Origin of the sequence: Cupriavidus sp. USMAHM13 (assembly GCF_001854285.1) — a bacterium.
GTDB lineage: Bacteria > Pseudomonadota > Gammaproteobacteria > Burkholderiales > Burkholderiaceae > Cupriavidus > Cupriavidus malaysiensis.
Genome location: NZ_CP017751.1, coordinates 2,226,459 through 2,248,462, shown reverse-complemented (window position 1 = coordinate 2,248,462; position 22,004 = coordinate 2,226,459). Strand labels below are relative to the sequence as shown.

The 22,004-nt window shown below is 65.2% G+C and carries 18 protein-coding genes and 2 pseudogenes; 6 read left to right on the top strand and 14 right to left on the bottom strand.

Features of this window, described 5'->3' with window-relative positions; translation table 11 throughout:
• Nucleotides 1-21 precede the first annotated feature (21 nt).
• The 6 genes from BKK81_RS09925 to BKK81_RS09900 all read right to left on the bottom strand — a co-directional run bounded on the left by BKK81_RS09925 (nt 22) and on the right by BKK81_RS09900 (nt 8,112).
• Nucleotides 22-2,799 carry a LuxR C-terminal-related transcriptional regulator gene (locus tag BKK81_RS09925; RefSeq protein WP_071012504.1) on the bottom strand — a complete coding sequence of 926 codons (2,778 nt, stop codon included), beginning with the start codon at nt 2,797-2,799 and terminating at the stop codon, nt 22-24.
• 137 nt (nt 2,800-2,936) lie between these two features.
• Entirely contained in the window at nt 2,937-4,475 is a 1,539-nt protein-coding gene (locus BKK81_RS09920) for an acyl-CoA synthetase (RefSeq protein WP_071012502.1), read from the bottom strand.
• A gap of 3 nt (nt 4,476-4,478) precedes the next feature.
• Nucleotides 4,479-5,606 (bottom strand): DUF5938 domain-containing protein, encoded by a 1,128-nt coding sequence (locus BKK81_RS09915; protein ID WP_071012501.1) that lies wholly within the window; start codon nt 5,604-5,606, stop codon nt 4,479-4,481.
• 27 nt (nt 5,607-5,633) lie between these two features.
• Entirely contained in the window at nt 5,634-6,401 is a 768-nt protein-coding gene (locus BKK81_RS09910; protein ID WP_071012499.1) for an SDR family NAD(P)-dependent oxidoreductase, read from the bottom strand.
• A complete protein-coding gene (locus BKK81_RS09905) occupies nt 6,398-7,159 on the bottom strand; it encodes an SDR family NAD(P)-dependent oxidoreductase (RefSeq protein ID WP_071012497.1) in 762 nt (253 codons plus the stop codon). Before BKK81_RS09905 ends, BKK81_RS09910 begins: the two co-directional genes overlap by 4 nt.
• A gap of 491 nt (nt 7,160-7,650) precedes the next feature.
• Nucleotides 7,651-8,112, bottom strand: coding sequence for a nuclear transport factor 2 family protein (locus BKK81_RS09900; protein ID WP_071012495.1), 462 nt, complete (start codon nt 8,110-8,112; stop codon nt 7,651-7,653).
• 409 nt (nt 8,113-8,521) lie between these two features.
• On the opposite strand from BKK81_RS09900, the gene BKK81_RS09895 reads away from it, so the two are divergent.
• Together BKK81_RS09895 and BKK81_RS09890 are read left to right on the top strand one after the other, a co-directional pair.
• Nucleotides 8,522-9,286, top strand: coding sequence for a glutathione S-transferase family protein (locus BKK81_RS09895; RefSeq protein ID WP_083384033.1), 765 nt, complete (start codon nt 8,522-8,524; stop codon nt 9,284-9,286).
• A 325-nt stretch (nt 9,287-9,611) separates the two neighbouring features.
• A complete protein-coding gene (locus tag BKK81_RS09890) occupies nt 9,612-11,732 on the top strand; it encodes a TonB-dependent siderophore receptor (RefSeq protein WP_071012494.1) in 2,121 nt (706 codons plus the stop codon).
• Between the two features lie 193 nt (nt 11,733-11,925).
• Here the strand turns inward: BKK81_RS09890 and BKK81_RS09885 are convergent, their stop codons facing one another.
• Complete coding sequence (locus BKK81_RS09885) at nt 11,926-12,885, bottom strand: alpha/beta hydrolase (protein ID WP_071012492.1); 960 nt, start codon at nt 12,883-12,885, stop codon at nt 11,926-11,928.
• 133 nt (nt 12,886-13,018) lie between these two features.
• Nucleotides 13,019-13,651 (bottom strand): LysE family translocator, encoded by a 633-nt coding sequence (locus tag BKK81_RS09880; RefSeq protein WP_071012491.1) that lies wholly within the window; start codon nt 13,649-13,651, stop codon nt 13,019-13,021.
• Nucleotides 13,652-13,904: 253 nt separating this feature from the next.
• Here BKK81_RS09880 and BKK81_RS34175 point away from each other — a divergent pair, with 253 nt between their 5' ends.
• Complete coding sequence (locus BKK81_RS34175) at nt 13,905-14,894, top strand: MBL fold metallo-hydrolase (protein WP_197523903.1); 990 nt, start codon at nt 13,905-13,907, stop codon at nt 14,892-14,894.
• Between the two features lie 18 nt (nt 14,895-14,912).
• Nucleotides 14,913-15,053: pseudogene (locus BKK81_RS36985) on the top strand (IS30 family transposase); the annotation flags it as partial.
• Nucleotides 15,054-15,061: 8 nt separating this feature from the next.
• On the opposite strand, the pseudogene BKK81_RS35290 reads toward BKK81_RS36985, so the two are convergent.
• From BKK81_RS35290 to guaB, 4 genes and pseudogenes are all read right to left on the bottom strand, one after another.
• Nucleotides 15,062-15,181 (bottom strand): annotated as a pseudogene (locus BKK81_RS35290) (Arm DNA-binding domain-containing protein); the annotation flags it as partial.
• A 299-nt stretch (nt 15,182-15,480) separates the two neighbouring features.
• Nucleotides 15,481-17,100 (bottom strand): glutamine-hydrolyzing GMP synthase, encoded by a 1,620-nt coding sequence (gene guaA / locus BKK81_RS09870; protein WP_071012488.1) that lies wholly within the window; start codon nt 17,098-17,100, stop codon nt 15,481-15,483.
• Entirely contained in the window at nt 17,075-17,698 is a 624-nt protein-coding gene (locus BKK81_RS09865) for a hypothetical protein (RefSeq protein ID WP_071012486.1), read from the bottom strand. Before BKK81_RS09865 ends, guaA begins: the two co-directional genes overlap by 26 nt.
• A gap of 153 nt (nt 17,699-17,851) precedes the next feature.
• Complete coding sequence (gene guaB / locus BKK81_RS09860; protein ID WP_071012485.1) at nt 17,852-19,315, bottom strand: IMP dehydrogenase; 1,464 nt, start codon at nt 19,313-19,315, stop codon at nt 17,852-17,854.
• A 124-nt stretch (nt 19,316-19,439) separates the two neighbouring features.
• Here guaB and BKK81_RS09855 point away from each other — a divergent pair, with 124 nt between their 5' ends.
• Complete coding sequence (locus tag BKK81_RS09855) at nt 19,440-20,399, top strand: DMT family transporter (RefSeq protein WP_071012483.1); 960 nt, start codon at nt 19,440-19,442, stop codon at nt 20,397-20,399.
• Nucleotides 20,400-20,485: 86 nt separating this feature from the next.
• Nucleotides 20,486-20,992, top strand: coding sequence for a DUF4124 domain-containing protein (locus tag BKK81_RS09850; protein ID WP_071012481.1), 507 nt, complete (start codon nt 20,486-20,488; stop codon nt 20,990-20,992).
• A gap of 50 nt (nt 20,993-21,042) precedes the next feature.
• Here BKK81_RS09850 and BKK81_RS09845 read toward each other — a convergent pair whose 3' ends face one another.
• Together BKK81_RS09845 and BKK81_RS09840 are read right to left on the bottom strand one after the other, a co-directional pair.
• Nucleotides 21,043-21,387, bottom strand: coding sequence for an RnfH family protein (locus BKK81_RS09845; protein WP_071012479.1), 345 nt, complete (start codon nt 21,385-21,387; stop codon nt 21,043-21,045).
• On the bottom strand, nt 21,374-21,811 hold the full coding sequence (locus tag BKK81_RS09840; RefSeq protein ID WP_071012477.1) for a type II toxin-antitoxin system RatA family toxin: 438 nt from the start codon (nt 21,809-21,811) through the stop codon (nt 21,374-21,376). The genes BKK81_RS09845 and BKK81_RS09840 overlap by 14 nt, the downstream gene beginning before the upstream one ends.
• Between the last annotated feature and the right edge of the window lie 193 nt (nt 21,812-22,004).

Sequence of the window (22,004 nt, the reverse complement as noted above, 5' to 3'; positions counted from 1 at the left end):
GCGCGCGGACGCCGGCGCGACTCACAGCAGGGACTTCTGCTGGGCGCGCGCCAGCGCGCTGGTGCGGTTCTTCACCCCGAGCTTGGCGAAGATATTGTGCAGGTGCCATTTCACGGTCGCCTCCGAGACGAAGAGGCTCTGCGCCAGTTCCCGGTTGCCCAGACCGCTCTTGAGCAAGCGCAGGATCCTGAGTTCGCGCTCGGTCAGGCGCTCGCCCGACCGTTCCGCCTGGGCCGACTCGGCACCGGCGCCCGGCGCACCGGACAGGCTTGGCTGGAGCCTTCTGCCTCCAGCAGACAGCAGGCGCTCCAGGTAAGCATCGGGCGCTTGTCCCCGGCCCTCGACATGCCGCTCTCCGCGGTTGGCCCGGATGGCCTCGATCATGTCCAGCACCACCGGATCGCCGTCGACCACGCTGCGCAGCAGGCCGCAGCACGCGGCATGGTCGAGCGCCTCGTCCAGCGTGCGCAGGGCCTGCGCCCCTTCCTGCGCGCGCTGCTGGTTCACCGCCTTGAGCACCTGCAGGCGCGCCACCTGGGCTCGATGATGGTCGCGCAGGGCCCGCCGCAGCGCATCGTTGAGGGCACCGCTCACAGCGGCGCCGCCGCCCGGCTCGGCGGCCGCCATGCGCAGGCGCAGCTGAACCAGGTGGACGCTGTCCTCCTCGTTCGGTGCCGCCTGGACCTGCATGCCCGCACCGTAGCCAAGCAGGCCATAGGAACGTGCGAGCTTCTGTGCTTCCTCGATCGAACCGGCCTGCAGGCGCAGCGCGCAGCGCTCGGCGGAAAGCATCAGCGCGAGCCGCGGCAGCTTGAGCCGGTGCCCGAGCGACTCGCCCTCGAGCAGGCAGCCATCGGCCTGCGCCATCTCACCTCGCAGCCTGAGCAGGCGCGCCCGCGTGAGGTATCCGGCGGTCGTCATCTCGATCAGTCCGTGGTCGTCGATATAGGGCAGGCCCACGTCCAGGAAGGCCTGGGCAGCAGCCAGGTCGTCCTGCTCATAGCAGACCTCGGCCGCCAGCAGTGCCAGCATCGACCCTGCGTAGGAAGCCAGCCCCAGGCTGCGCTCGACCACGGCCATGCCGCTCCGGGCCCGTGCCATCGCCTCGTGGTAGTCGCCGCGCCGCATGGCCAGCATCACCCCTAGCGCGGCCACCCAGGCGAGGCCGTAGTCGGCCTGCGTCTCGCCGAAGGAACGGCGCGCGATGGCCAAGGCCTGCTCGCCCTCATCGAAGGCGTCGGTGACGCAACAGCCGCTGGCAAGCACATTGGCCACCACGCCGGTGCAGAAGGCATCCGCGCGCGGCCAGGATTTGAGCCACAGTTCGCTGCTGGCCTTGGCCTGCAAGGGCTCGCCGACGTGGGCCCAGTACACGCAGCGGATCATGTCGACCATGCTGCGCAGTTCGTCGTCGCCGCTGTCCTGGCAGGCATGCTCCAGCGCGCGCAACTCATACTCGGCCTCCGGATAGCGGCGCGTCAGCACCAGCGACCACGCGTGGCCGACGCGGATCTTCGGCCGCGCATGCACCAGCTGCTGCGGCAGTCGCGCCAGCCAGCCGAGCAGGGTCGCGTGTTCGCCGCGGTGCTGCACCAGTTCGGCTGAGAACGCGGCCACCAGGTCGGCCGCGCGCTCGAGATCCTGGCCATCGAAGGCATAGCGGATCGCCTCGCGCAGCAGCCCATGGCGCTGGAACCAGGCGCTGGCGCGCAGGCTGATGATGCGGTTCCCCTCCGCCGGGCGCTCGCGGCTGCGCCCGCGCAGATAGTCGGCGAACAGGTGATGGTAGCGAAACCAGGTGCGGCTTCGATCCAGGCCCGACAGGAAAAGATTGCGGGCCTGCACCTCGGCCAGCATCGCCCGGCTGTCGCTGCGGGACAGCACTTCATCGCACAGCTCGGCGGAGAAGCGTTCGAGCCCCGCGGTATCGAGCAGGAAGTCGCGCAGCCCGGGCTGCAGGCTGTCGAGCACGTGCTCGCCCAGGTAGTCGGTGATATCGCGATCGGTGCCGGAGAAATCGCGCAGGAAGGCGCCCCGGTCGCCGCTTTCGCGCAGCGCCAGCGAGGCCAGCTGCAGGCCCGCGATCCAGCCCTCGGTACGGCTGTGCAACGTCTCGACCTGCGCGCGGTCGAGCGGCGCGCCGCTGACGAGGCCGACGAAGTCGGCAGCCTCGTCGAAGCCCAGGCCGAAGTGAGCGGCATCGAGTTCGAGCAGCTGGTTGCGCACCCGCCAGGAGCTGAGCGACAAGGGCAGGCGCGTACGGCTCGCGATCGCCACGCCGATATTGGGCGGGAGATGGGCCACGAGCCATTCCACCTGCCGGTGCAAACCCTCATGCCGCAACACATGGAAGTCGTCGAGCACCAGCAGCAGGCGGCCGTCCACGCCGCCCAGGTCGCTGAGCAGGGATGCCACGATGGCGTCGGTCGATGCCAGGCTGCCACCGGCGGTCTGCGCCAGCACGCTTCGGCCCAGCCGCGCATCGGCATGGTGCAACGCGGCAGCAAGATAGCGGAAGAAGATCAGCGGATCGTTGTCCTCTTCTTCCAGGCTGAGCCAGGCGGCCATGACGCCGAGCTGCCCGGCTTGTGCCACGAACTGCGCCAGCGCGGTGGTCTTGCCGTAGCCCGCCGGCGCCGTGACGCTCAACAGCCGTTTTCCCAGGCCGGTATGCAGCAGCGCGGACAAGCCGGGACGCGCGAGCAGCACGGCCGAAAGCTGCGGCGGCGCGAGGCGCGACTCCACCAGCACGGCAGCCGGCGCCGTGGCGGCGCCCGACGATCGATTGGACCTGGCCATCCCTGTCTCCGCCCTCCACGCTGCCTTCTTCTCGGCGCCCGGCGCGATCCGGCCGGGCGGGCATGACGGTGCATGCGCCACCGGGACCGGGTCGGACGGCGGGCCCGGCCGCGTGCCCCGCGCTGGTTCGCCCATACCTAGTCATCCTTGCCGAGTAGCGTAGCACGTACCTCCTTCTTGATCACCTTGCCCACCTTGGAGCGTGGCAGGTCGGTCCAGAACTCCACCTGCTTGGGCGCCTTGACGCTGCCGATGCGCGATTTGACGAAGGCGATGACTTCCTCCGCAGCCAGCGTGCAGCCCGGACGCGGCTGCAGCACCGCCACCACGCGCTCACCCCACTTGTCGTCGGGCAGGCCGATCACCGCACTGTCCTGCACCCCCGGGTGCTCCATCAGCACGGCTTCCACCTCCACGGAGTAGACGTTGAAGCCGCCGGTGATGATCATGTCCTTGGCGCGATCGACGATATAGAGGTAGCCGTCCTCGTCCAGGTAGCCGATATCGCCGGTGTGGTGCCAGCCGAAGCGGGACGCCTCCGCCGTGGCCGCCGGATCCTTGTAGTAGCCGGCCATCACCAGCGACGAACGCACCACGATCTCGCCGCGCTCGCCCGCAGGCAGCAACTCGCCGGCGTCGTTCATCGTGGCCACCTGGACCAGCGGACCGGGCCGGCCGGCCGACGACAGGCGCCGGCGCGCCACCGTGCCGTCCGCGTGGAAATGCTCGCGCGGCGGCATCATCGAGATCATCATCGGTGCCTCGGTCTGGCCGAACAGCTGGGCCATCACCGGGCCGATCTTCTCCAGCGCCTCCTCCAGCCGGGCCGCCGCGATGGGCGCCGCGCCATACCAGAAGCACTGCAGCGAATCGAGCCGCGTAGTGGCCAGTTTCTCGTGCTGCAGCAGCATGTAGATCAGCGTGGGCGGCAGGAAGGTGTGCGTGACCCGGTAGCGCTCGATCAGCGCCAGGAATTCGCCCAGGTCCGGCTTGGGCATGATCACGATGCGGCCGCCCAGTGTCATCACCGGCAGGCACAGCACGCCGGCCGCATGGGTGAGCGGTGCCAGCGCGAGGTAGCACGGCCGCGCCGGGAAGGGATAGCCCATCAGCGTGAGTGCCGACATGGTCTCCAGGTTGCGGCCGGAGAGCATTACCCCCTTGGGCCGGCCAGTGGTGCCGCCCGTGCCCGCGATCATCGCCAGATCGTCCGGCGGCGCGACGTCGAACGGCTGCTCGTCCAGCCCGTCCAGCCATTCCCCCAACGATGGCGCGAACGGCTGTGGCCGGTCCAGGCAGACGAGCACGCGCAGCTTGGAAAGCTGCGCGCGCATCTGCTCGACCATGGGGGCATAGCTGCCGTGGAACACCAGGCAGGCACAATCGAAGGCATCGAGCACGAAGGCATTTTCACCCGCCTCATTGCGTGGATTGACAGGACACCACACACAGCCCGCGCGCGAGATGCCGAACACCGCCGAGAAGGCGTAAGCGTCATTGCCGGACAACACCGCCACCTTGTCGCCCGGCCGGATGCCGGCGCGCTGCAGGCCACGCGCCACGCGCCAGCTGATGCGCTGTACCTGCGCGTAGCTCAGCTCGGTCTCCCCCATCGTGAGACAGGGCGCGTCGGCGCCCAGCTGGGCGCCCTTGTCGAGATAGTCGACCAGTCGCATGGCTCAGCCCATGCGCGTGATGACGGGCTCCTGCACCAGCCCGAAGCTGCGCAGCGTACCAAGCAACTCGCGGTGCCCGAATGCCTGGCAGCCGGAGGCAAGCCCCGCGCGGCGCGGCGCCTGCTGCAGCAGCGAAGCCGCCGCATGGGCCTGCAACAAGCCGGTCTGCTTGTAGTTGCAGTTGCCGAAGATCACGCAGTGCACACGCCCCAGCGGACCGGAAGCATGCACCGAGTCGACCGACTTGTTGATACGGGGATTCTCGCGCGGCGGCATGGTGTTCATCACGCTGGAGGCGGTCTTGACCAGCGCCGCATGGCGCTCGTCGTCGGCCATGCCTTCCGTGGCCTGGATGGCCGCCGCCACGATCTGCGGCACGCCCTGCATCAGGGCCTTGTTGAAGACGCCGCCCAGCACCTTGACGTTCGCCACGCGCGGATCGCGCTTGAACCACACCGGATGCGAGGTCCCTCCCCAGGGCAGGGCAAGCGCCGCCTCGTGCTGGCCGGGGATCGACAGGTGGTACAGGCCCGCATCCGGCTGCCATTCCACGTACCGGTTCTGTTCCAGGTAGAAGGCCTTGGAGGTGGCCGCATTGACCAGGATGGTCTGGGTGGAGGCGATGGTCGGGCTGCCGCCCCAGAACACCGCGATGTCGAGCGTGTCCAGTCCCGGCGTCTCCAGGCACAACTGCGCGGCGATCTCACCGGTGGTGTACATCTGCGCCAGGCCGGGCGAGAGCAGCAGGCCGGCGGCCTCGAACCTGGCGCCGAAGCGCTCGTCGAGCGTGATCAGCCAGTCCTGCTCGCCGGTGGTGTCGGTGTAGTGGCAGCCGGCCGCGAGGCAGGCCTCGACCACCTCGGTGCCGAACCTGGCGAACGGCCCCACGGTGTTGAGCACGACCGCAGCGCCGCGGAAGAGCTCGGTCAGCGCGGGCACGGTATGGGCCACCTCCGCCACCTCATAGCTGGCGGTCTCGATGCCGGGCACATGGGACTTCATGGCCGCCTCGATCTTCTCGGCGCTGCGCCCCGCGGCGATGAAGGGTATCTGGTACTCCCGCAGGTATTCGCATACCAGGCGCCCGGTGTAGCCGGAGGCGCCATAGACGACGACAGGCTTCTTGCTCATATTGAATGTCTCCTGGATAGCGATGGTTCAGAGCAGCGACGAGCTGACGCCGCCGTCCAGCACGAAGCCGCTGCCATTGGAAAAGCTCGAGCGATCCGAGGCAAGGAAGACCGCCAGAGCGGCCACCTCCTCCACCCTGCCGTAGCGGCCCTGCCGCTGCCTCACCACCGCGCCGAAGTCGGGCAGCTTGAGCTGCGCCTCGAATTCGGCGATGTGCGAGGTCACCAGCTCGGTGTCGATGAAGCCGGGCAGGATCGCATTGACGCGCACGTTGTGGGCGCGCAGTTCCACCGCCGCCGTCTGCGTGAGAGACACCACGCCCGCCTTGGCCGCCGCATAGCTGCCGATCAGCGCGCAGGCCGCCTTGGCCGTCACCGACGCCATATTGATGATGCTTCCACCGCCCGCGGCGATGATGGCCGGCGCCGCATACCGGATGCACAGGAACACGCCGTCCAGGTTGACCGAGGTGACCTCGCGCCAGTCGGCGTAGCTGGTGGCGACCAGCGGCGCGACCCGGGCAATGCCGGCATTGGGGACCATGATGTCGAGGCGGCCGTGCAGCCGCACGGCTTCCGCCACCAGCGCCTCCACCTGTGCGGGCACGCGCACGTCGCAGGGCACCGCGACGGCACCCGCCAGCGAATCGGCCACCTGGCGCGCCGCCTGCGCATCGATGTCGGAAACCACCACCCTGGCGCCCTCCGCCGCATAGGCCCGTGCCACGGCCTCGCCCAGCCCGCGCCCGGCACCGGTGACGATGGCGACCTTGTCCTGCAGCAGCTTCCTGTTCATAGCAATCCAGCGGACAAGCCGCCGTCCAGAATGTAGTGGGAGCCAGTCGTCCAGCTGGCGGCGTCGGAGGCGAGGAAGGCCGTCATCTCGGCAACCTCCTGTGCGGTGCCCAGGCGGCCTTGCTTGGCCGCCACCAGGGCGTCGAACGGAACCCCCACGGCAGCCTCGACCTTGGGGATCAGGCGATCGACCATGGCGGTGTTGACGAAACCCGGGCACACGGCATTGACGCGCACGCCAGCCTGCTTGAGTTCGGCGGCGGCGGTACGGGTGAGTTGCAGCACGGCCGCCTTCGATGCCGCGTAGAGGCCGAACAGGGGCACGCCATTGATGCCGGCCAGTGAAGAGATATTGACCACCGAGCCGCGCCCCGACGCCACCAGCGCACCGAGCGAGTGCCTCATGCCGAGAAACACGCCCAGCACGTTGATACTCATCATCCGGTGGAACTCTTCCTCGGTGTGGTCGAGCAGCGGCTTGACGATCTCGATGCCGGCGTTGTTGACCAGCGTATCCATGCCGCCGAAAGCCTGTGTGGCGGCCTCGACGGCGGCGCTGAAGTCAGCCGCGCAGGTCACGTCGCAGCGCACCGCGCGGGCATGGGCGCCGAGTTCGTCCGCGGCCCGGGCGGCTCCGGCTTCGTCGATGTCGGCAAGCATGACCTGCGCGCCACGCTCGACGAACAGGCGGGCAATGGCCAAACCCAGGCCTTGCGCGGCACCCGTCACTAGGGCTCTTCGGCCCTGCAGCTCGTTCATAGCTTTGTCTCCTGTTCGCGCGCGGCTCGCGCGCCAGGAGAATTTGAGCAGGCGGACCCGCCACGACCACCCCGACAAAAGGTTGGTTTCTTCTGCTGCGGTGCGGCGACACGGCAGGCAAGCGCTCGCGGCCCCAAGGGAAAACCCTTGGCCAGGATGGATCGCGGAGCACCTTGCCCGGTTCGCGCCAGGTTCGGGCCGGCTCGGATCGTGGTGTTCGTGCAGATCGCGCTGGCCCGGGGGTAGCGCCCATCCGTGCGCCCCCCCCCCGGGTCAGCCGTCCGCCGCATGACGCCGGCGCGTCAGTGGAGGGGTGGTTCCGCTGCCATCAGCAAGATCTTCGGTTCCAGGCAGGCATCTATCTATCCCCCACTTTCCCATTTCGCGCCCGAGCCCCGAATTCATCCCCATCGGGAATGATGGCCAGCACGGGCCCGAAGACCTCTTCGCGCGCGATGCGCATCTGGTTCGCCTCTCGCCCCTTGCCAGGACTAGGACGCCGCTGTCGGAGCCGCCGCGGAGCGAGCCTGCGCGGTCAATGCGTTCCACGCCGCCAGGGAGTCCATGTAGTCTCTCCAGTGCGCGATCTTCCGGTTCTCGATCTCGATGATGGAGCAGAACCGGTTGTCGTATGTCACGCCGGTCGCCAGGATGGTCCCGTGGACCTCGTATTCGATGACGACGACGCGCGCCCCTTCCGTCCGGTGGACAAGCAGCCGGTCCGCGGATTGCAGGGCGATGTTGTCGACATAGCCCCTGAACGCTGCCATCAGGTCGGTCCGCCCCCGAATGACGCGAGGCCAACCGGGGAAGTCATAGCGCACCTCGTAGACGGTGCCGTCGGTGACGACATCGAAGAAGTGCTCGCCATCGACAAGATCCCCCAGCGCCCCTCGGACGAGATCGAAGTATGGGGCGGCGGGCTTGTAGGCGGCGTATTTCGTCTTGGACATGCGAGACTCCCTTCGCGCACGGCGCAGTGGCTGACAAACGAGCGTCGAATATAAGCGGAAATCGTCTCCTGAAGAAGATCCACCGAGCAGCGGATGGCAGATCTCGTGGCTGTTCAAGGAAGGCGGCCACGAGAAGGAAATCTTCACGGGGCACCCCATGCGCACGGAGGGGAACAGCGCTTGCGCCACGCATAGCGTGCTGGTCAACGAGCCGAAGCCGAAGGTGGCCGAAACCGGCGACAGTACCTCTGCATGGTCGGCAAGCGGGCCTGACGCGAGCGACACTCCAAGTTTCCGGGGGCACATCTCGCATTGCGCTTTTGCAATCGGAGCTTGCCATCCGGCCTATTCTGATTTCGCTAGTGCACGACTACAGTCGTCCCATCTGCCACCCGCCTCGAACCACACCATGGACGCATCGGTACCTTCCGCCACGCAGATCGGCCTCCCGGAACCGCGCGCAAGCCTCGCCGATGCGCGGCACGCGGCGCCGGACCTGGTGCTGGTGTCGCACGCCTTGTGTCCCTACGTCCAGCGCGCGGCCATCGTGCTGGCGGAAAAGGGCGTGGCGTTCGAGCGCCGGGACATCAACCTGGCGGACAAGCCGGACTGGTTCAGGAACATCTCGCCATTGGGCAAGACACCGGTGCTGCTGGTGGGCGACGAGGCGATCTTCGAGTCTGCCGTCATCTGCGAGTACCTCGACGAGACGGCACTGCCCCGCCTGCACCCGACGAACGCTCTGCAGCGGGCGCAACATCGATCGTGGATGGAGTTCGGCTCGGCGCTGCTGAATTCGATCGGGGCGTTCTACAACGCCACTGACGAACCCGTGTTGATCGCGCGCGCGGGCGAAATCCAAGCCCGCTTCGCGCAGATCGAGGCCGCGCTCAGCGACGGGCCGTACTTCGCAGGCGAGCCCTTCAGCATCGTCGATGCGGTCTTCGGACCTGTGTTCCGGTATTTCGACGTATTCGATGCGATCGGCGACTTCGGTTTCCTGGAGGGCTTGCCGAAGGCGCGGAACTGGCGCCGCGCCTTGGCGATGCGGCCATCGGTCGTCGAGGCGGTACGCGCGGACTATCCGATGCTGCTCCGCGCGTTTCTGTTGGGCCGCCGCTCAGCGCTGTCGCGACGCATGGCGCCGTCGCTCACAGCTGGCCTCCAGGTATAACCAGCGCAACGCATAGCCATCACGTTGCGGGAGCCGCCGTCCGCGAAGGCTTTCTCTGCGTGGGCATAGCAGGCCATGGCCCGCAAGTTCGCGGGCCGCCGCCGCCCCTTCCATGGCGCGTTCGATCGCAGCCTCCAGCCTCATGTCGTGTCCCCAGCCGAAAGCGTGCAAGGAACGCGCACCGGAACTGCTGCGCTTTCTGCGCATGGACCTTGGGCATGATCCATCAGCCCGAAAGCAAAGACCTCTCGGCATTAATTCAAATGAGACGTATTTGCATTTGTTGAGGTATATTAGTGCATAGAGCCTCACACTCAGTTTGAACATGTCTTTGACTCCGCCGTACCCGCGCAGCTTGATTGCACGCCATTTCTGTCACGTCAGCTTGCTTCTTCTTCCCATATCGGACTTCGCATACGCCGATGCTGACGCCCTTCCAGACTCCGAATTGCCCGAGGTAAGGGTCGCCGCGAGCGCTGCATCGAAGTACGTCCCGACAGAAGCCGGAGGTGCCACGCGCACTGAAACGCCCTTGCGCGAGGTGCCGCAGTCCGTTCGCGTGGTCACGTCAGCGCTCATCGAAGACCTTGGCGCAACCCGCCTGTCTGACACTGTGGACTATGTGAGCGGTATCGCCAGGCAAAACGATTTCGGCGGGACGTGGGACAACTATGCCATTCGGGGCTTCAGCAGCACCGATATGGGCTACCTGGTAAATGGTTTTCCAGGATCCCGCGGTTATAGTCCCATGCGGGATACGGCCACTGTAGAGCGCTTCGAATTTCTGAAAGGTCCGGCAGCGGCGCTGTACGGCAGTAGTGAGCCCGGAGGAACGATCAACATCGTCACCAAGAAGCCGAAGTTCACGCGGTCGACGACGGCTGAGGTCAGTGGCGGCACGCTTGGCTTCGCGCGCGCAACCGTAGACACGACCGGGCCAGTCAACGACAAGTTTGCCTACCGTCTAAACATGATGGCAGAAGACGGTGCCAGCCGCAGTTCGCTCATCGACAACCACAAGTACCTGATCGCCCCTGCGCTGGCCTGGGTCATAGACAATGACACGCTGCTCCAGTACGAGGGAGAGTTCATGCGTGTGCAAACACCGTTGGACCGCGGCGTTATCAACGTGAACGGCAAACTCGTGCTGCCACGTGACCGATACTTGCAAGAGCCGAACGACCCTAACCTCCATCTCTCAAGCAACACGCACCAACTGACACTCGAGCGGGACCTCGCCCCTGGTTGGCGCACGCGGTTCGGCGTGAGCTACAAGGAATCCGGTTTCGAAGGCAACGCAGCCGAGTTCGGAAGCCTGCTGGCAGACGGCCGCACGCTGACGCGGCGCAATAGCTGGCGCTCGTTGCCGTCGCGCGATACGTCTGTCCAAGCCGAAGTGGAAGGTAACTTCAACACCGGCGGAATCGGCCATCGCATGATGGTTGGTCTCGATGTGTCACGGCTGTACATGGGCATGGACATCGCGTACTCGAATCCCTCGATGAATCGGTATGCAATCGATATCTACAACCCTGTCTACGGGCAAGCGAAGCCGCTGGTAACTCTGAGTACATCCACGCGAGAGAACCAGCGAAACTTCGGTGCATACATGCAAGACGAGATCTCGCTTGGGGAGAAGTGGAAGCTGCTGGGCGGAGTACGGTTTGATAGCTATCAGCAGTCAGTCGACAACCTCATCACTGCGAAGACAAGCAGTCAGAATCAAACGGCCGTGTCGCCACGCGTAGGACTCACCTGGCTGCCGACCGCCGAGATTTCGACATACCTGTCGTTCGGGAAATCGTTCCGGCCGAACACCGGTGTGGACGAATCCGGCAACGCCTTCAGTCCCCAGCACGGCCGTGCAGTGGAGGCTGGTGTGAAATGGCAGTCCAGCGATGCCAGGCTCGGTGCAACGCTGTCTGTGTACGACATTCAGAAGCGCAACGTGCTCACCCGCAGCCCGACCAACCCGAACTTCAACATTGCAGCCGGCGAAGCCACGAGCCGCGGCGTTGAAATCGATGCCTTTGGTCAAGTGGACCAGAACTGGCGCATCAGCACAAGTTTCTCGCTGATTGATGCAAAGGTCACCGAAGACAACGCCATCGCAGCTGGGACACGCCTTACCAACATCCCCAAGGTGAGCGCGAGCTTGCTGGCAATCCGCGAAGACGCCATGCCATGGATCGGTGGCCGCTATGGCGTTGGTGCGGGCGTTGTCTATGCTGGTTCGCGCTCCGGCAACGCGACGGACACCTACTCGCTGCCGGCATACGCAACCGTAAAGCTGGTCTCGTACTGGCAGATTGACCGCCGTACCAAGGTCTATCTCGACATCCACAACCTGTTCGACAAGACCTACTATCCTGCCTCATGGGGCAACCTTGCAGTCATTCCCGGTCTCGGCAGACAGTTCGTTGCCGGCTTGCGATATCAATTCTGACTACCGGCGCGTGAGGCGTGCCGAGATCATGGGAGTATCGGGTCCGCTCTCCCAATTATCCGGCGCCTTGGCATGGACGGAGCCCGCCCCCAGAAAGGCAACTTGGCCTGCCTGACAGCCTACGCGATCATCTCTGCCTGCTGGCGGGCGCGGGGCTGGGCATCGCCAATACTCCTGCGACCAACTCACGCGGTCACGCGCGCGGTCCGTTGCTGGCGATCTCCCGCAGGAATCGGATCGAAGCCTGTTCCAGTTGCGCGATACCTGGCGCCTCCACTGGAAAGTGGCCGCAGTTTTCCAGCATCACCAATCTCTTCTCGCCCTTGATGCGGTCGAAGAACTGCCGGCTCGATTCGAAGCCCGTCCAGCGATCGTTTGCGGGATGTGCCAGCAGGAGAGGACAGTGGTCGAAGTCCTCGGGCTCGACTTCCGGCCGCACGGCGAAAATCGACTGCATGAAATTGACCGGCACACGTACGCCGCCGCCGTAGGGATCCTCGGCAACGAGCCGGTTCAGCGATGGATCGTTCGACATCGCGTCCATCTTGGTAAACCACTTCACGGGCAGCCTCAGTCTGCCGATCAGAGGCGCGCAGCAGGGCAACAGGGGCATCATGACGTGGCGCACCAGCGCGTTGCGCGCAAACTGCTGTTTCACCAGCGGCGTCCGCGGATCCGCAAGGGTTGTGGCGATCACGCCAGCAATGGGGCCGTCTCCCATCCGTGCCGCGCACAGGTAAGCCAGATAGCCACCAAGGCTTCCGCCGCACAAGACCACGCGTCGCCCGGTGTGCCGGTACTCGATGGTTGCCAGATCGCATAGCAAGTCGGACCACGCCTCATAAGAGACCAGAGAAGGAGGCGCCTGACTCAACCCATACCCCGGTAGATCCGGAGCGACGACCTCGTAGCCTGCGCTGTGCAATAGCTTGCCAATCGGCGCGAACAACCGGCCGTATCCCCCTCCTCCATGCACGACGATCACGGTCAGCGGCGACGCTGCGCAGGGAAATCGATCAACATGGATCGATGCTCCTTTCCAGGGGAGCCACTCTTCATTCGGGCCGCTGGCCGTGGTGACTCGCGCATGTGCAGGAAAAAAGGATTGGTACTGTTTCCAATAGGTTTCCGTCTTGTAGCTTGCCTGGGGCATCGGTAGATTGTGTGCGGAGCGCGTTATCCAGGGCGATCCCTCAACTGTTGGGGGGCGTGGAAGGTCAGCATCGATCCGCGTTGCGCAGACCTTCTTTAACGCAGGGGCGACATACAGCCCATGCGAGGCGTCGCTATTTCCTGGACTCGCATGCCATCCGTACCGCCAGACCTGTCAGAACGCTTCCCATCAGCCAGCGCTGCACCAATAGCCACGACGGGCGTCCCGACAGGAAGATCGATATCGATCCGGCTGTCACGACGATCAGTGCGTTGACGGCAAGGCTGATCGAAATCTGAACGCTGCCAAGCGCCAGCGATTGCGCAAGAACACTGCCATGTCCTGGCGTAATGAACTGGGGCAGCAGCGACAGATACATGATGGCGATTTTTGGATTCGCCAGGTTAGTGATAAACCCCATGCCAAAGAGCTTCATTGGGGTATCGACCGGCAGGTCACGCACGGCAAATGCGGATCGTCCGCCTGGCCTGACCGCTTGCCAGGCAAGATACAAAAGATATAAAGCACCACCAAAGCGAAGCGCATCGTATGCGTAAGGCACTGCAAATACAAAGGCCGTAATTCCGAATGCCGCACAGAGCATGTAGAATACAAAGCCCAGCGCAACACCCCCCAACGAAATGAGGCCTGCACGTCTACCTTGGCAAATTGAGCGGGAAATCAGATAGACCATGTTCGGCCCCGGCGTCAAAACCATTCCCAACGCCACAAGAGCGAACATGAGCAATTGTGTGAAATCAGGCATAACCCATCTCCATGGTTCGCGACGTCGACTCGCGATTGCCGGTGACCTCCGGCATTTGGAGCCGAGTCGCGATCTTCGTGACACCTATTGGCACTAGAGCCTCGCCTATCTAGCGGCCGGACATATCGCGGAACGTATCGCAGGCATGCGCCATGGATGCATTCGTCAGCGCGATTTTGCTGATTGTTTTAAGCAACATTCCGTCTTTAACGCTAAAAAATTCGACCGGCTGGAATCTAAGAAGGATAGTATCGTGTTACTCAAAGAAGTGGACAGCTGTGAAGTTCTTGTTCTTCTCGACAATGTCAGTGATCTTCTTTCCTCGCTTCCAGAACGTGTAACTGGCGAGGTTTCCAACATTGTGAGAGCCGGTGCGTCCCAATTGACCGGACGGTGCCTGTGTTGTGCGCAATGGGGTCTTTCCCTGGTGATCAAGACTACGCTCAACGGCAAAACGCATACGGTCCTGTTTGATAGCGGCCCGGAAGGCTATGCGATCAAACGAAACGGCGAGAGGCTTGGTCTGCGTTTCGGAGATATTGACGCAGCGGTCTTCTCTCATGGCCACTGGGACCATGTCGGGGGGATGTTGACAGCGATCCAGTTGATCACCGATGCAAATGGTGACCGCAAGATCCCCGTACACGTGAATGACGGCATGTTCGTACCGCGAGCCGTGCATAAGCCGGGAGCCGATGGAGAACTCCTCCCGTTCGATGAGGTGCCATCCAAAGAGCAGCTTTCCGCGGCCGGAGCCGAGATTGTCTCAAGCGATGACGCACGCACCCTGCTTGATGGGCATTTCCATCTGAGTGGCGAGATTCCGCGGCGAACATCATACGAGAACGGGCTGCCTGGACATTTTGCGCAGACGAACGACGGCGCTTGGCTACCGGATCCATTAATAAAAGATGAGCGATGGATGGCAGTAAACGTGGCAGGCCTTGGGGCGATAGTCTTTACCGCCTGTTCCCACGCCGGGGTCGTCAACGTGCTGCATCGCGCTCAGGAAGAGCTAGCGCCAATACCGCTATGGGGAGTCATGGGAGGTTTCCATCTCAGTGGTTCAGCCAGCGAGACGTTGATTCCGCAGACCATCAGTGATCTAGGGCAGTTCAATCTGAAACGCTTTGTGCCTGGTCATTGCACTGGCTGGCGTGCGACTCACAGGCTCGTCGAGGCATTCGGGGAGGAGAAAGTCGTGCCTTCTGCTGTGGGGCAGAGACACCTCTTTCAGGCTTGAAGGCGCCGCCGGCCAGCACGCATGGACGGCTGCACGGCCCAAGATGCCCTGGAGGGCTTTACACGAAAAACGAAGAAGCTGCCGACCTTTCTGCGCGAGAGTCTGACCTACGGTCGCGGAACTGAAATGACCTGCCATATCGAGTTCTTCCGGCGATTGAGACGCTAGTCGTAGCGGAAGGTGACGGTATTGGCGGGCGATACCGTCACGCACATCCCGTCCCGGTCAGAAACCTTATAAGTCAATGACTTAGGCTTCAGATTGCGCAGCGCTGTGTCGGTCAGCATCGAGGTTTTCTCCTGTTTTTTGACGGCTTTTACCGTCAGGGACCAGGAGACCCGCTGATGCCCGGAAAGCCGCATGAAACAAGCTTTCCTGAGAAGACTTTTACCGTCAAAGACGGTAAAAGCCTCAATAGTGAACGAGAGTGTCTTAATCTCGCCTCAATTCTTACCGTCAGCTCTACCGTCAACCGTTCTTGCTGGCCGGCGATAGCTACCGATAACTGCCGCGACGTATTTCTTTACAAATCAAAACGTTACGGCAGCTTTTCGATAACTGGCGATAGTCCCCGAAGGACCTCAAATCATTCCCACTCGATCGTCGCCGGCGGCTTGCCCGAGACGTCGTACACGACGCGGTTCAGCCCGCGTACCTCGTTGATGATACGGTTCGAGGTGCGGCCCAGCAGCGCGTACGGCAGGTGTGCCCAGTGCGCGGTCATGAAGTCCGTGGTCTGCACCGCGCGCAGCGCCACCACGTAGTCGTAGGTGCGGCCGTCGCCCATCACGCCGACCGACTTGACCGGCAGGAACACGGCGAAGGCCTGGCTGGTCAGGTCGTACCAGCTCTTGCCGACCTGGTCGGCGCCGCACAGGCCGGCGGCGGCGTCCTGCTCGGTGGCCAGGGTCTTGCGCAGTTCCTCGATGAAGATCGCATCGGCGCGGCGCAGCAGGTCGGCGTAGTCGCGCTTGACTTCGCCGAGGATGCGCACGCCCAGACCCGGGCCCGGGAAGGGGTGGCGGTAGACCATTTCGGGCGGCAGTCCCAGCGCCACGCCGAGCTCGCGCACTTCGTCCTTGAACAGGTCGCGCAGCGGTTCCAGCAGCTTCAGGCCCAGCGTCTCAGGCAGGCCGCCGACGTTGTGGTGGCTCTTGATGGTGGTGGCCTTCTTGGTCTTGGTGCCGCCCGACTCCACCACGTCCGGGTAGATGGTGCCCTGCGCCAGCCACTTGGCCTTGTTCAGCTTCTTGGCTTCGGCCTGGAACACTTCGACGAATTCGCGACCGATGATCTTGCGCTTCTGCTCGGGGTCGGTGACGCCGGCCAGGTGGCCGAGGAACTGTTCGGAGGCGTCGACGTGGACCACCTTGGCGTGCAGGCGGCCGGCGAACATGTCCATCACCATCTTGCCTTCGTCCAGGCGCAGCAGGCCATGGTCGACGAACACGCAGGTGAGCTGGTCGCCGATGGCGCGATGGATCAGCGCGGCGGCCACGGAGGAGTCCACGCCGCCGGACAGGCCGAGGATCACTTCCTCGTCGCCGACCTGCTCGCGGATCCTGGCCACGGCCTCGGCGATGTGGTCGCGCATGATCCAGTCGGCGCGCGCGCCGGCAATGCCCAGCACGAAGCGCTCGATCAGCTCGCGGCCCTTCGCGGTATGGGTGACCTCGGGATGGAACTGCACGCCGTAGTAGCCGCGCGCCTCGTCGGCCATGCCGGCGATCGGGCAGCTCGGTGTGGAGGCCATCAGCTTGAAGCCTTCCGGCAGCGCGGTGACCTTGTCGCCATGGCTCATCCAGACCTTGAGCATGCCGTGGCCCTCGGGCGTGGCGAAGTCCTGGATGTCCTTGAGCAGCGCGGTGTGGCCGTGCGCGCGCACCTCGGCGTAGCCGAACTCGCGCTGGTCGCTCCACTCCACCTTGCCGCCCAGCTGCACGGCCATGGTCTGCATGCCGTAGCAGATGCCCAGCACCGGCACGCCCAGATCCCACACCGCCTGCGGCGCGCGCAGCTGGTGGTCTTCGTAGGTGCTGGCGTGGCTGCCCGACAGGATCACGCCCTTGGGGTTGTACTGGCGCACGAACTCGTCCGACACATCGTTCGGATGAATCTCGCAGTAGACGTGCGCCTCGCGGACGCGGCGGGCGATCAGCTGCGTAACCTGCGAGCCGAAATCAAGGATGAGGATTTTGTCGTGCATGATGTGCCGGTGGCGTTTCTTCTGGAGCGCTCTCCGTCATCACCTCCGTACCCGGCCCGTAGCCAGGCGGCGGCGTGATGACCGGCTCGCGCCGGGGTTCGTTTGATTGCGTCTGGCGCGCGGCGGGCGCGCCGTTGTTCCTTCTGGCGTCCTTGGCGGACGGCCGTTCCTGGTCCTGCTCGCGTTGATCGCGCTGTTCGCGCTCGCGCAGCCTGACTTTCTTCGCTGCGGGAATCTGCACCACCGCGAAGAAGGCAAGCACCACCGCGAGGGCGAGCAGCCAGATCTTGCCGGCGGGTTGCAGGGGTACGTCGAGGAAGAGTGTCCAGACCGCGACGATCAGCGCGCCCGCCAGGTTGACCTGGCCGACCGTGCGCGCCACCGCCACCGTCAGCTGCCCGTTGAGCGTGGCCTGCCACAGCAGCCAGGCCAGGCCGACCAGGGCCACGCCCAGCAGCTGTCCGTAGAACGCGGGCTGGGGCTGCGGCAGTTGCAGCGCGCTGTACAGCGTCGCCGACGGCGACAGCAGCAGCAACAGGCCGAGCAGCAGGTTGAGCACCGCGTCGAGAAACAGCACGCCTCGCAGCAATACCTTCATCCGAAGTCCTCCGCTAGGTTTTCCCGGGCGGGCGGAATTCGCGCCGCGGCCACGGACGGCGATGCCGGACGGCCGCGGATGCCCGCGCCGTGCGCCTGCGCGCACCGGCCGGGCCCGCTTCTCGCGGTTGCCGGCCGGCGCGCCGCCGGGCGCTCAGTCGATGTGGTAGTTCGGTGCTTCCTTGGTGATCTGCACGTCGTGCACGTGCGACTCGCGCATGCCGGCCGCGGTGATCTGCACGAACTGCGAGGTCTCGTGCCAGTCGGCGATGGACTGGCTGCCGCAGTAGCCCATCGAGGCGCGCACGCCGCCGCACAGCTGGTGGATGATGGCCATCACCGAACCCTTGTAGGGCACGCGGCCTTCGATGCCTTCCGGCACCAGCTTGTCGACGTTGGCGGTGTTGTCTTCCTGGAAGTAGCGGTCGGCCGCGCCATCCTTCATCGCGCCCACCGAACCCATGCCACGGTAGCTCTTGAACGAGCGGCCCTGGAACAGGAACACCTCGCCCGGCGCCTCTTCGGTGCCCGAGAACATGCCGCCCATCATCACGGCATGCGCGCCGGCGGCCAGCGCCTTGGCGATATCGCCCGAGTAACGGACGCCACCATCGGCGACCAGCGGCACGCCCGTGCCCTTGAGCGCCTCGGCCACATTGGATACCGCGGTGATCTGCGGCACGCCCACGCCGGCCACGATCCGCGTGGTGCAGATCGAGCCGGGGCCGATGCCGACCTTGACGCCGTCGGCGCCGTGCTCGACCAGCGCGCGCGCCGCCTCGCCGGTAGCGATGTTGCCGCCGATGACCTGCACCTGCGGGAAGTTCTGCTTGACCCAGCGCACGCGGTCCAGCACGCCCTGGCTGTGGCCGTGGGCGGTGTCGACCACGATCACGTCGACGCCGGCCTTGACCAGCAGCTCGACCCGCTCGTCATTGTCCGGACCCACGCCGACCGCGGCGCCTACGCGCAGTTGGCCGTGATCGTCCTTGCTGGCCAGCGGGTGCTCGACCGCCTTCTGGATATCCTTCACCGTGATCAGGCCACGCAGCTCGAAAGCAGTGTTGACCACCAGCACGCGCTCCAGGCGGTGGCGGTTCATCAGGCGCTTGGCCTCTTCCAGGCTGGCGCCTTCCGCCACCGTGACCAGCTTCTCGCGCGGTGTCATCTTGGCGCGCACCGGCGCGTCCAGTTCTTCCTCGAAGCGCAGGTCACGGTTGGTGATGATGCCGACCACCGTCTTGCCTTCCAGCACCGGGAAGCCGGAAATGCCGTGCTGATGCGACAGGGCGATCACATCGCGGATCTTCATATCCGGCGAAATGGTGATCGGATCACGCAGCACACCCGATTCGTAGCGCTTGACGCGTGCCACTTCGCGGGCCTGGTCGGCCGGCTTCAGGTTCTTGTGGACGATGCCGATGCCGCCGGCCTGTGCCATCGCGATCGCCAGGCGCGCTTCCGTCACGGTGTCCATGGCGGCGGACACGAGCGGAATGTTCAGGTCGATCGAGCGGGTCAGGCGGGTGCGGAGGGAGACATCCCGGGGAAGGACGGCCGAATAGGCCGGGACGAGCAGCACATCATCGAAGGTGAGTGCTTTCTGGACAAGACGCATAGCAATTCCTCTAGGCGCAAAACCGAATTATACAGGAACCTCGCCGGCGCAGATGTGTCGGCGCACGCCGTCTGCTATCCTCGATTCCTTTTAGCCGCAGCACGGACGCCGCGGCGTCGTTGCCATGGGAATCGGGGTACTGTGCGGTCTGCTGGCCGGTGCGTTCTGGGGCATGGTGTTCATCGCCCCCAAGCTGCTGCCCGCCTTTTCCCCCTGGGAACTGGCGATCGGGCGCTACCTGGCCTACGGCCTGGTGGCGGCCATCGCCTCCCTGCCGCTGCTGCGCCGCATCGCGCGCAAGCTGACACGCGCCGACTGCGTCGCACTGCTGCGCCAGGCCTTCACCGGCAACCTGCTCTACTACGTGCTGCTGGCCTTCGGCGTGCAACTGGCCGGCGTCGGCCCCACTTCGCTGATCATCGGCATCCTGCCGATCTCGGTCACGGTGATGGGACGACGCGATCACGGCGCAGTGCCGATGGCGCGGCTGATCTGGCCGCTGCTGGTGGTCGCGGCCGGTATCGCCTGCATCAATATCGATCTGTTCGGCGGCGGCGCCAGCGCGCACGCGGCGGCGGCCGGCGCTGCCGTGCGGCCGGTGTGGGAGAAGGTCGCCGGCGTGCTGTGCGCGGCCGGCGCCCTGGTCTGCTGGACCCTGTATGCGGTGGACAACGCGCGCTACCTGCAGCGCAATCCCCAGTACAGCGGCAATGAGTGGTCCGCGCTGTATGGCATGTCGACCGGCGCGGCCTCGGTGGTGCTGGCGCTGGCCGGCTGGCTGTTCGCCGGCAGCGCGCCGGGCGGATCCGGCAGCGGACGTGACTGGCACTGGTTCTGGATGGTCAATGCCGCCGTCGCGCTGGGCGCCTCGCTGATCGGCAACAACCTGTGGAACATCTCGAGCCGGCGCCTGCCGCTGACGCTGTCGGGCCAGATGATCGTCTTCGAGACCCTGTTCGCGCTGGCCTACGGCTTCGTCTTCGACCACCGCTGGCCACGCCCGCTGGAGCTGGCCGCCATCCTGTTGCTGATCATCGGCGTGGCCTGGTCGGTGCGGTTGCACGCGGACGACAAGTCTGCCTAAACTAGCGCCCACGGCCGGTGTGGCGCGTGCGCCGCGCCGGCCCGCCAAGCCCGCCGCGCCAGCCAAACCCGACGCCCTGCCCCGCCATGAAACGAACGCCTGCGCTATGCCTGCTCGCCACCTGCCTGCTGCTGCCGGCCACCGCGTTCCCCCAGTGGCAGTGGCGCGACGGCAACGGCCGCATGGTCTACAGCGATGTGCCGCCGCCGCCCGGTGTGCCGGACGGCAGCATCCTCAAGGCGCCCGGACGCTTCGCCGGCAGCCTGCAGGCGCTCGATGTCAGCGCGCCGGCGGCGGCCGCGCCGGCCCCACTGCCGGCCAAGCCGGGAGCGGCACTGGCAGGCGAGGAAGAGGCCTTCCAGAAGCGCCGCGCAGCACACTTGAAGCAGGAAACCGAACTGGCCCGGAAGGAAGCCCAGGAAGCGGAGCGCGAGACCCGCTGCTCCCAGCTGCGCAACTATGCCAACGGGCTCCAACAAGGCATCCGGATCGCCACCGTGGCGCCGGACGGCTCGCTCAATCGCCTCGACGGCAACCAGCGCCAGGCCGAATTGGAACGCACCAACGCCAACATCGAACGCAACTGCATCTGAGCGCGCCCGGCTGGCGCCAGCCGGGCGCGTAGCGGGCTACCGGCTACTGGCTACTGGCCGCCGCCCCGCCACTTGTGTCCTTCCCGCGAGCCCGCCGCGCGGGTCTTCTGCACCCGCCGCTGGCGCGCCGACTTCGGATCGGCGACCAGCCCGCGATAGACCTCCACGCGGTCGCCTTCGCGCACCACGGTTTCCATCGTTTTCAGCTTGCCGAAGATGCCGACCCGCGCACTGGCAGGATCGATCTGCGGGCAGGCCTGCAACAGGCCCGCCGCGGCGATCGCCTGGGCAATGGTGGAGCCGGCCGATAATTCGACCTCGCGCAGGAAGACCTCGCCCGGCCGGGCGTAGCAGACCAGGGCTCGCACCTGCGCGGCGGCGTCATTGTCCCTCATAGACCACCTCGGCACGCTTGACGAAGGCATCGACGAAGGTATTGGCAATCATGCTGAAGACCGGCCCGATGAGCTTCTCCAGCAGGAAGCTGGAGAATTCGTAGTGCAGGTGGAAATCGATCTTGCAGGCATCCTCGCGCAGCGGCGTGAAGCGCCATGAACCCTTGAACACCTTGAAGGGACCGTCGGCGAAGGTCATGTCGATCTGGGTCGGGCGCTGCTGCACATTGCGCGTGTGGAAATACTGCTTGATGCCGTTGAAATGGATGTGAATCTTGGCGTCGAGCAGGGTCTCGGTCTGCTCGAACACCTCCACGCCGCCGCACCAGGGCAGGAACTTGGGATAGTCTTCGACGCGCGTGACCAGGTCGTACATTTGCGCGGCCGAATAACCGAGCAGCACGGATTTATGGACGTCTGCCATGAATGGGGAAAGACAGGGGCTGCCGGCGCATGTCGGACGCCGGCAGCGTCAGTGCCGGACGTGAACCGGTGCCGGGCCGGTTTGTTAGAATTGCGATTTTAGCCGACGCGCGCCTTCCAGGCATCCCGTCGGGCCGGCGCAGGCCATCCCGCCGCCGGCCGTGCCGCCCACCCGCCGTTCAGACCGGAACCGC

What these genes read in the sequence shown, in the direction of transcription:
- BKK81_RS09925 (WP_071012504.1), bottom strand. Translation starts at nt 2,799, where the DNA reads ATGGCCAGGTCCAATCGATCGTCGGGCGCCGCCACGGCGCCGGCTGCC.
- BKK81_RS09920 (WP_071012502.1), bottom strand. Translation starts at nt 4,475, where the DNA reads ATGCGACTGGTCGACTATCTCGACAAGGGCGCCCAGCTGGGCGCCGAC.
- BKK81_RS09915 (WP_071012501.1), bottom strand. Translation starts at nt 5,606, where the DNA reads ATGAGCAAGAAGCCTGTCGTCGTCTATGGCGCCTCCGGCTACACCGGG.
- BKK81_RS09910 (WP_071012499.1), bottom strand. Translation starts at nt 6,401, where the DNA reads ATGAACAGGAAGCTGCTGCAGGACAAGGTCGCCATCGTCACCGGTGCC.
- BKK81_RS09905 (WP_071012497.1), bottom strand. Translation starts at nt 7,159, where the DNA reads ATGAACGAGCTGCAGGGCCGAAGAGCCCTAGTGACGGGTGCCGCGCAA.
- BKK81_RS09900 (WP_071012495.1), bottom strand. Translation starts at nt 8,112, where the DNA reads ATGTCCAAGACGAAATACGCCGCCTACAAGCCCGCCGCCCCATACTTC.
- BKK81_RS09895 (WP_083384033.1), top strand. Translation starts at nt 8,522, where the DNA reads ATGGACGCATCGGTACCTTCCGCCACGCAGATCGGCCTCCCGGAACCG.
- BKK81_RS09890 (WP_071012494.1), top strand. Translation starts at nt 9,612, where the DNA reads ATGTCTTTGACTCCGCCGTACCCGCGCAGCTTGATTGCACGCCATTTC.
- BKK81_RS09885 (WP_071012492.1), bottom strand. Translation starts at nt 12,885, where the DNA reads ATGCCCCAGGCAAGCTACAAGACGGAAACCTATTGGAAACAGTACCAA.
- BKK81_RS09880 (WP_071012491.1), bottom strand. Translation starts at nt 13,651, where the DNA reads ATGCCTGATTTCACACAATTGCTCATGTTCGCTCTTGTGGCGTTGGGA.
- guaA (WP_071012488.1), bottom strand. Translation starts at nt 17,100, where the DNA reads ATGCACGACAAAATCCTCATCCTTGATTTCGGCTCGCAGGTTACGCAG.
- BKK81_RS09865 (WP_071012486.1), bottom strand. Translation starts at nt 17,698, where the DNA reads ATGAAGGTATTGCTGCGAGGCGTGCTGTTTCTCGACGCGGTGCTCAAC.
- guaB (WP_071012485.1), bottom strand. Translation starts at nt 19,315, where the DNA reads ATGCGTCTTGTCCAGAAAGCACTCACCTTCGATGATGTGCTGCTCGTC.
- BKK81_RS09855 (WP_071012483.1), top strand. Translation starts at nt 19,440, where the DNA reads ATGGGAATCGGGGTACTGTGCGGTCTGCTGGCCGGTGCGTTCTGGGGC.
- BKK81_RS09850 (WP_071012481.1), top strand. Translation starts at nt 20,486, where the DNA reads ATGAAACGAACGCCTGCGCTATGCCTGCTCGCCACCTGCCTGCTGCTG.
- BKK81_RS09845 (WP_071012479.1), bottom strand. Translation starts at nt 21,387, where the DNA reads ATGAGGGACAATGACGCCGCCGCGCAGGTGCGAGCCCTGGTCTGCTAC.
- BKK81_RS09840 (WP_071012477.1), bottom strand. Translation starts at nt 21,811, where the DNA reads ATGGCAGACGTCCATAAATCCGTGCTGCTCGGTTATTCGGCCGCGCAA.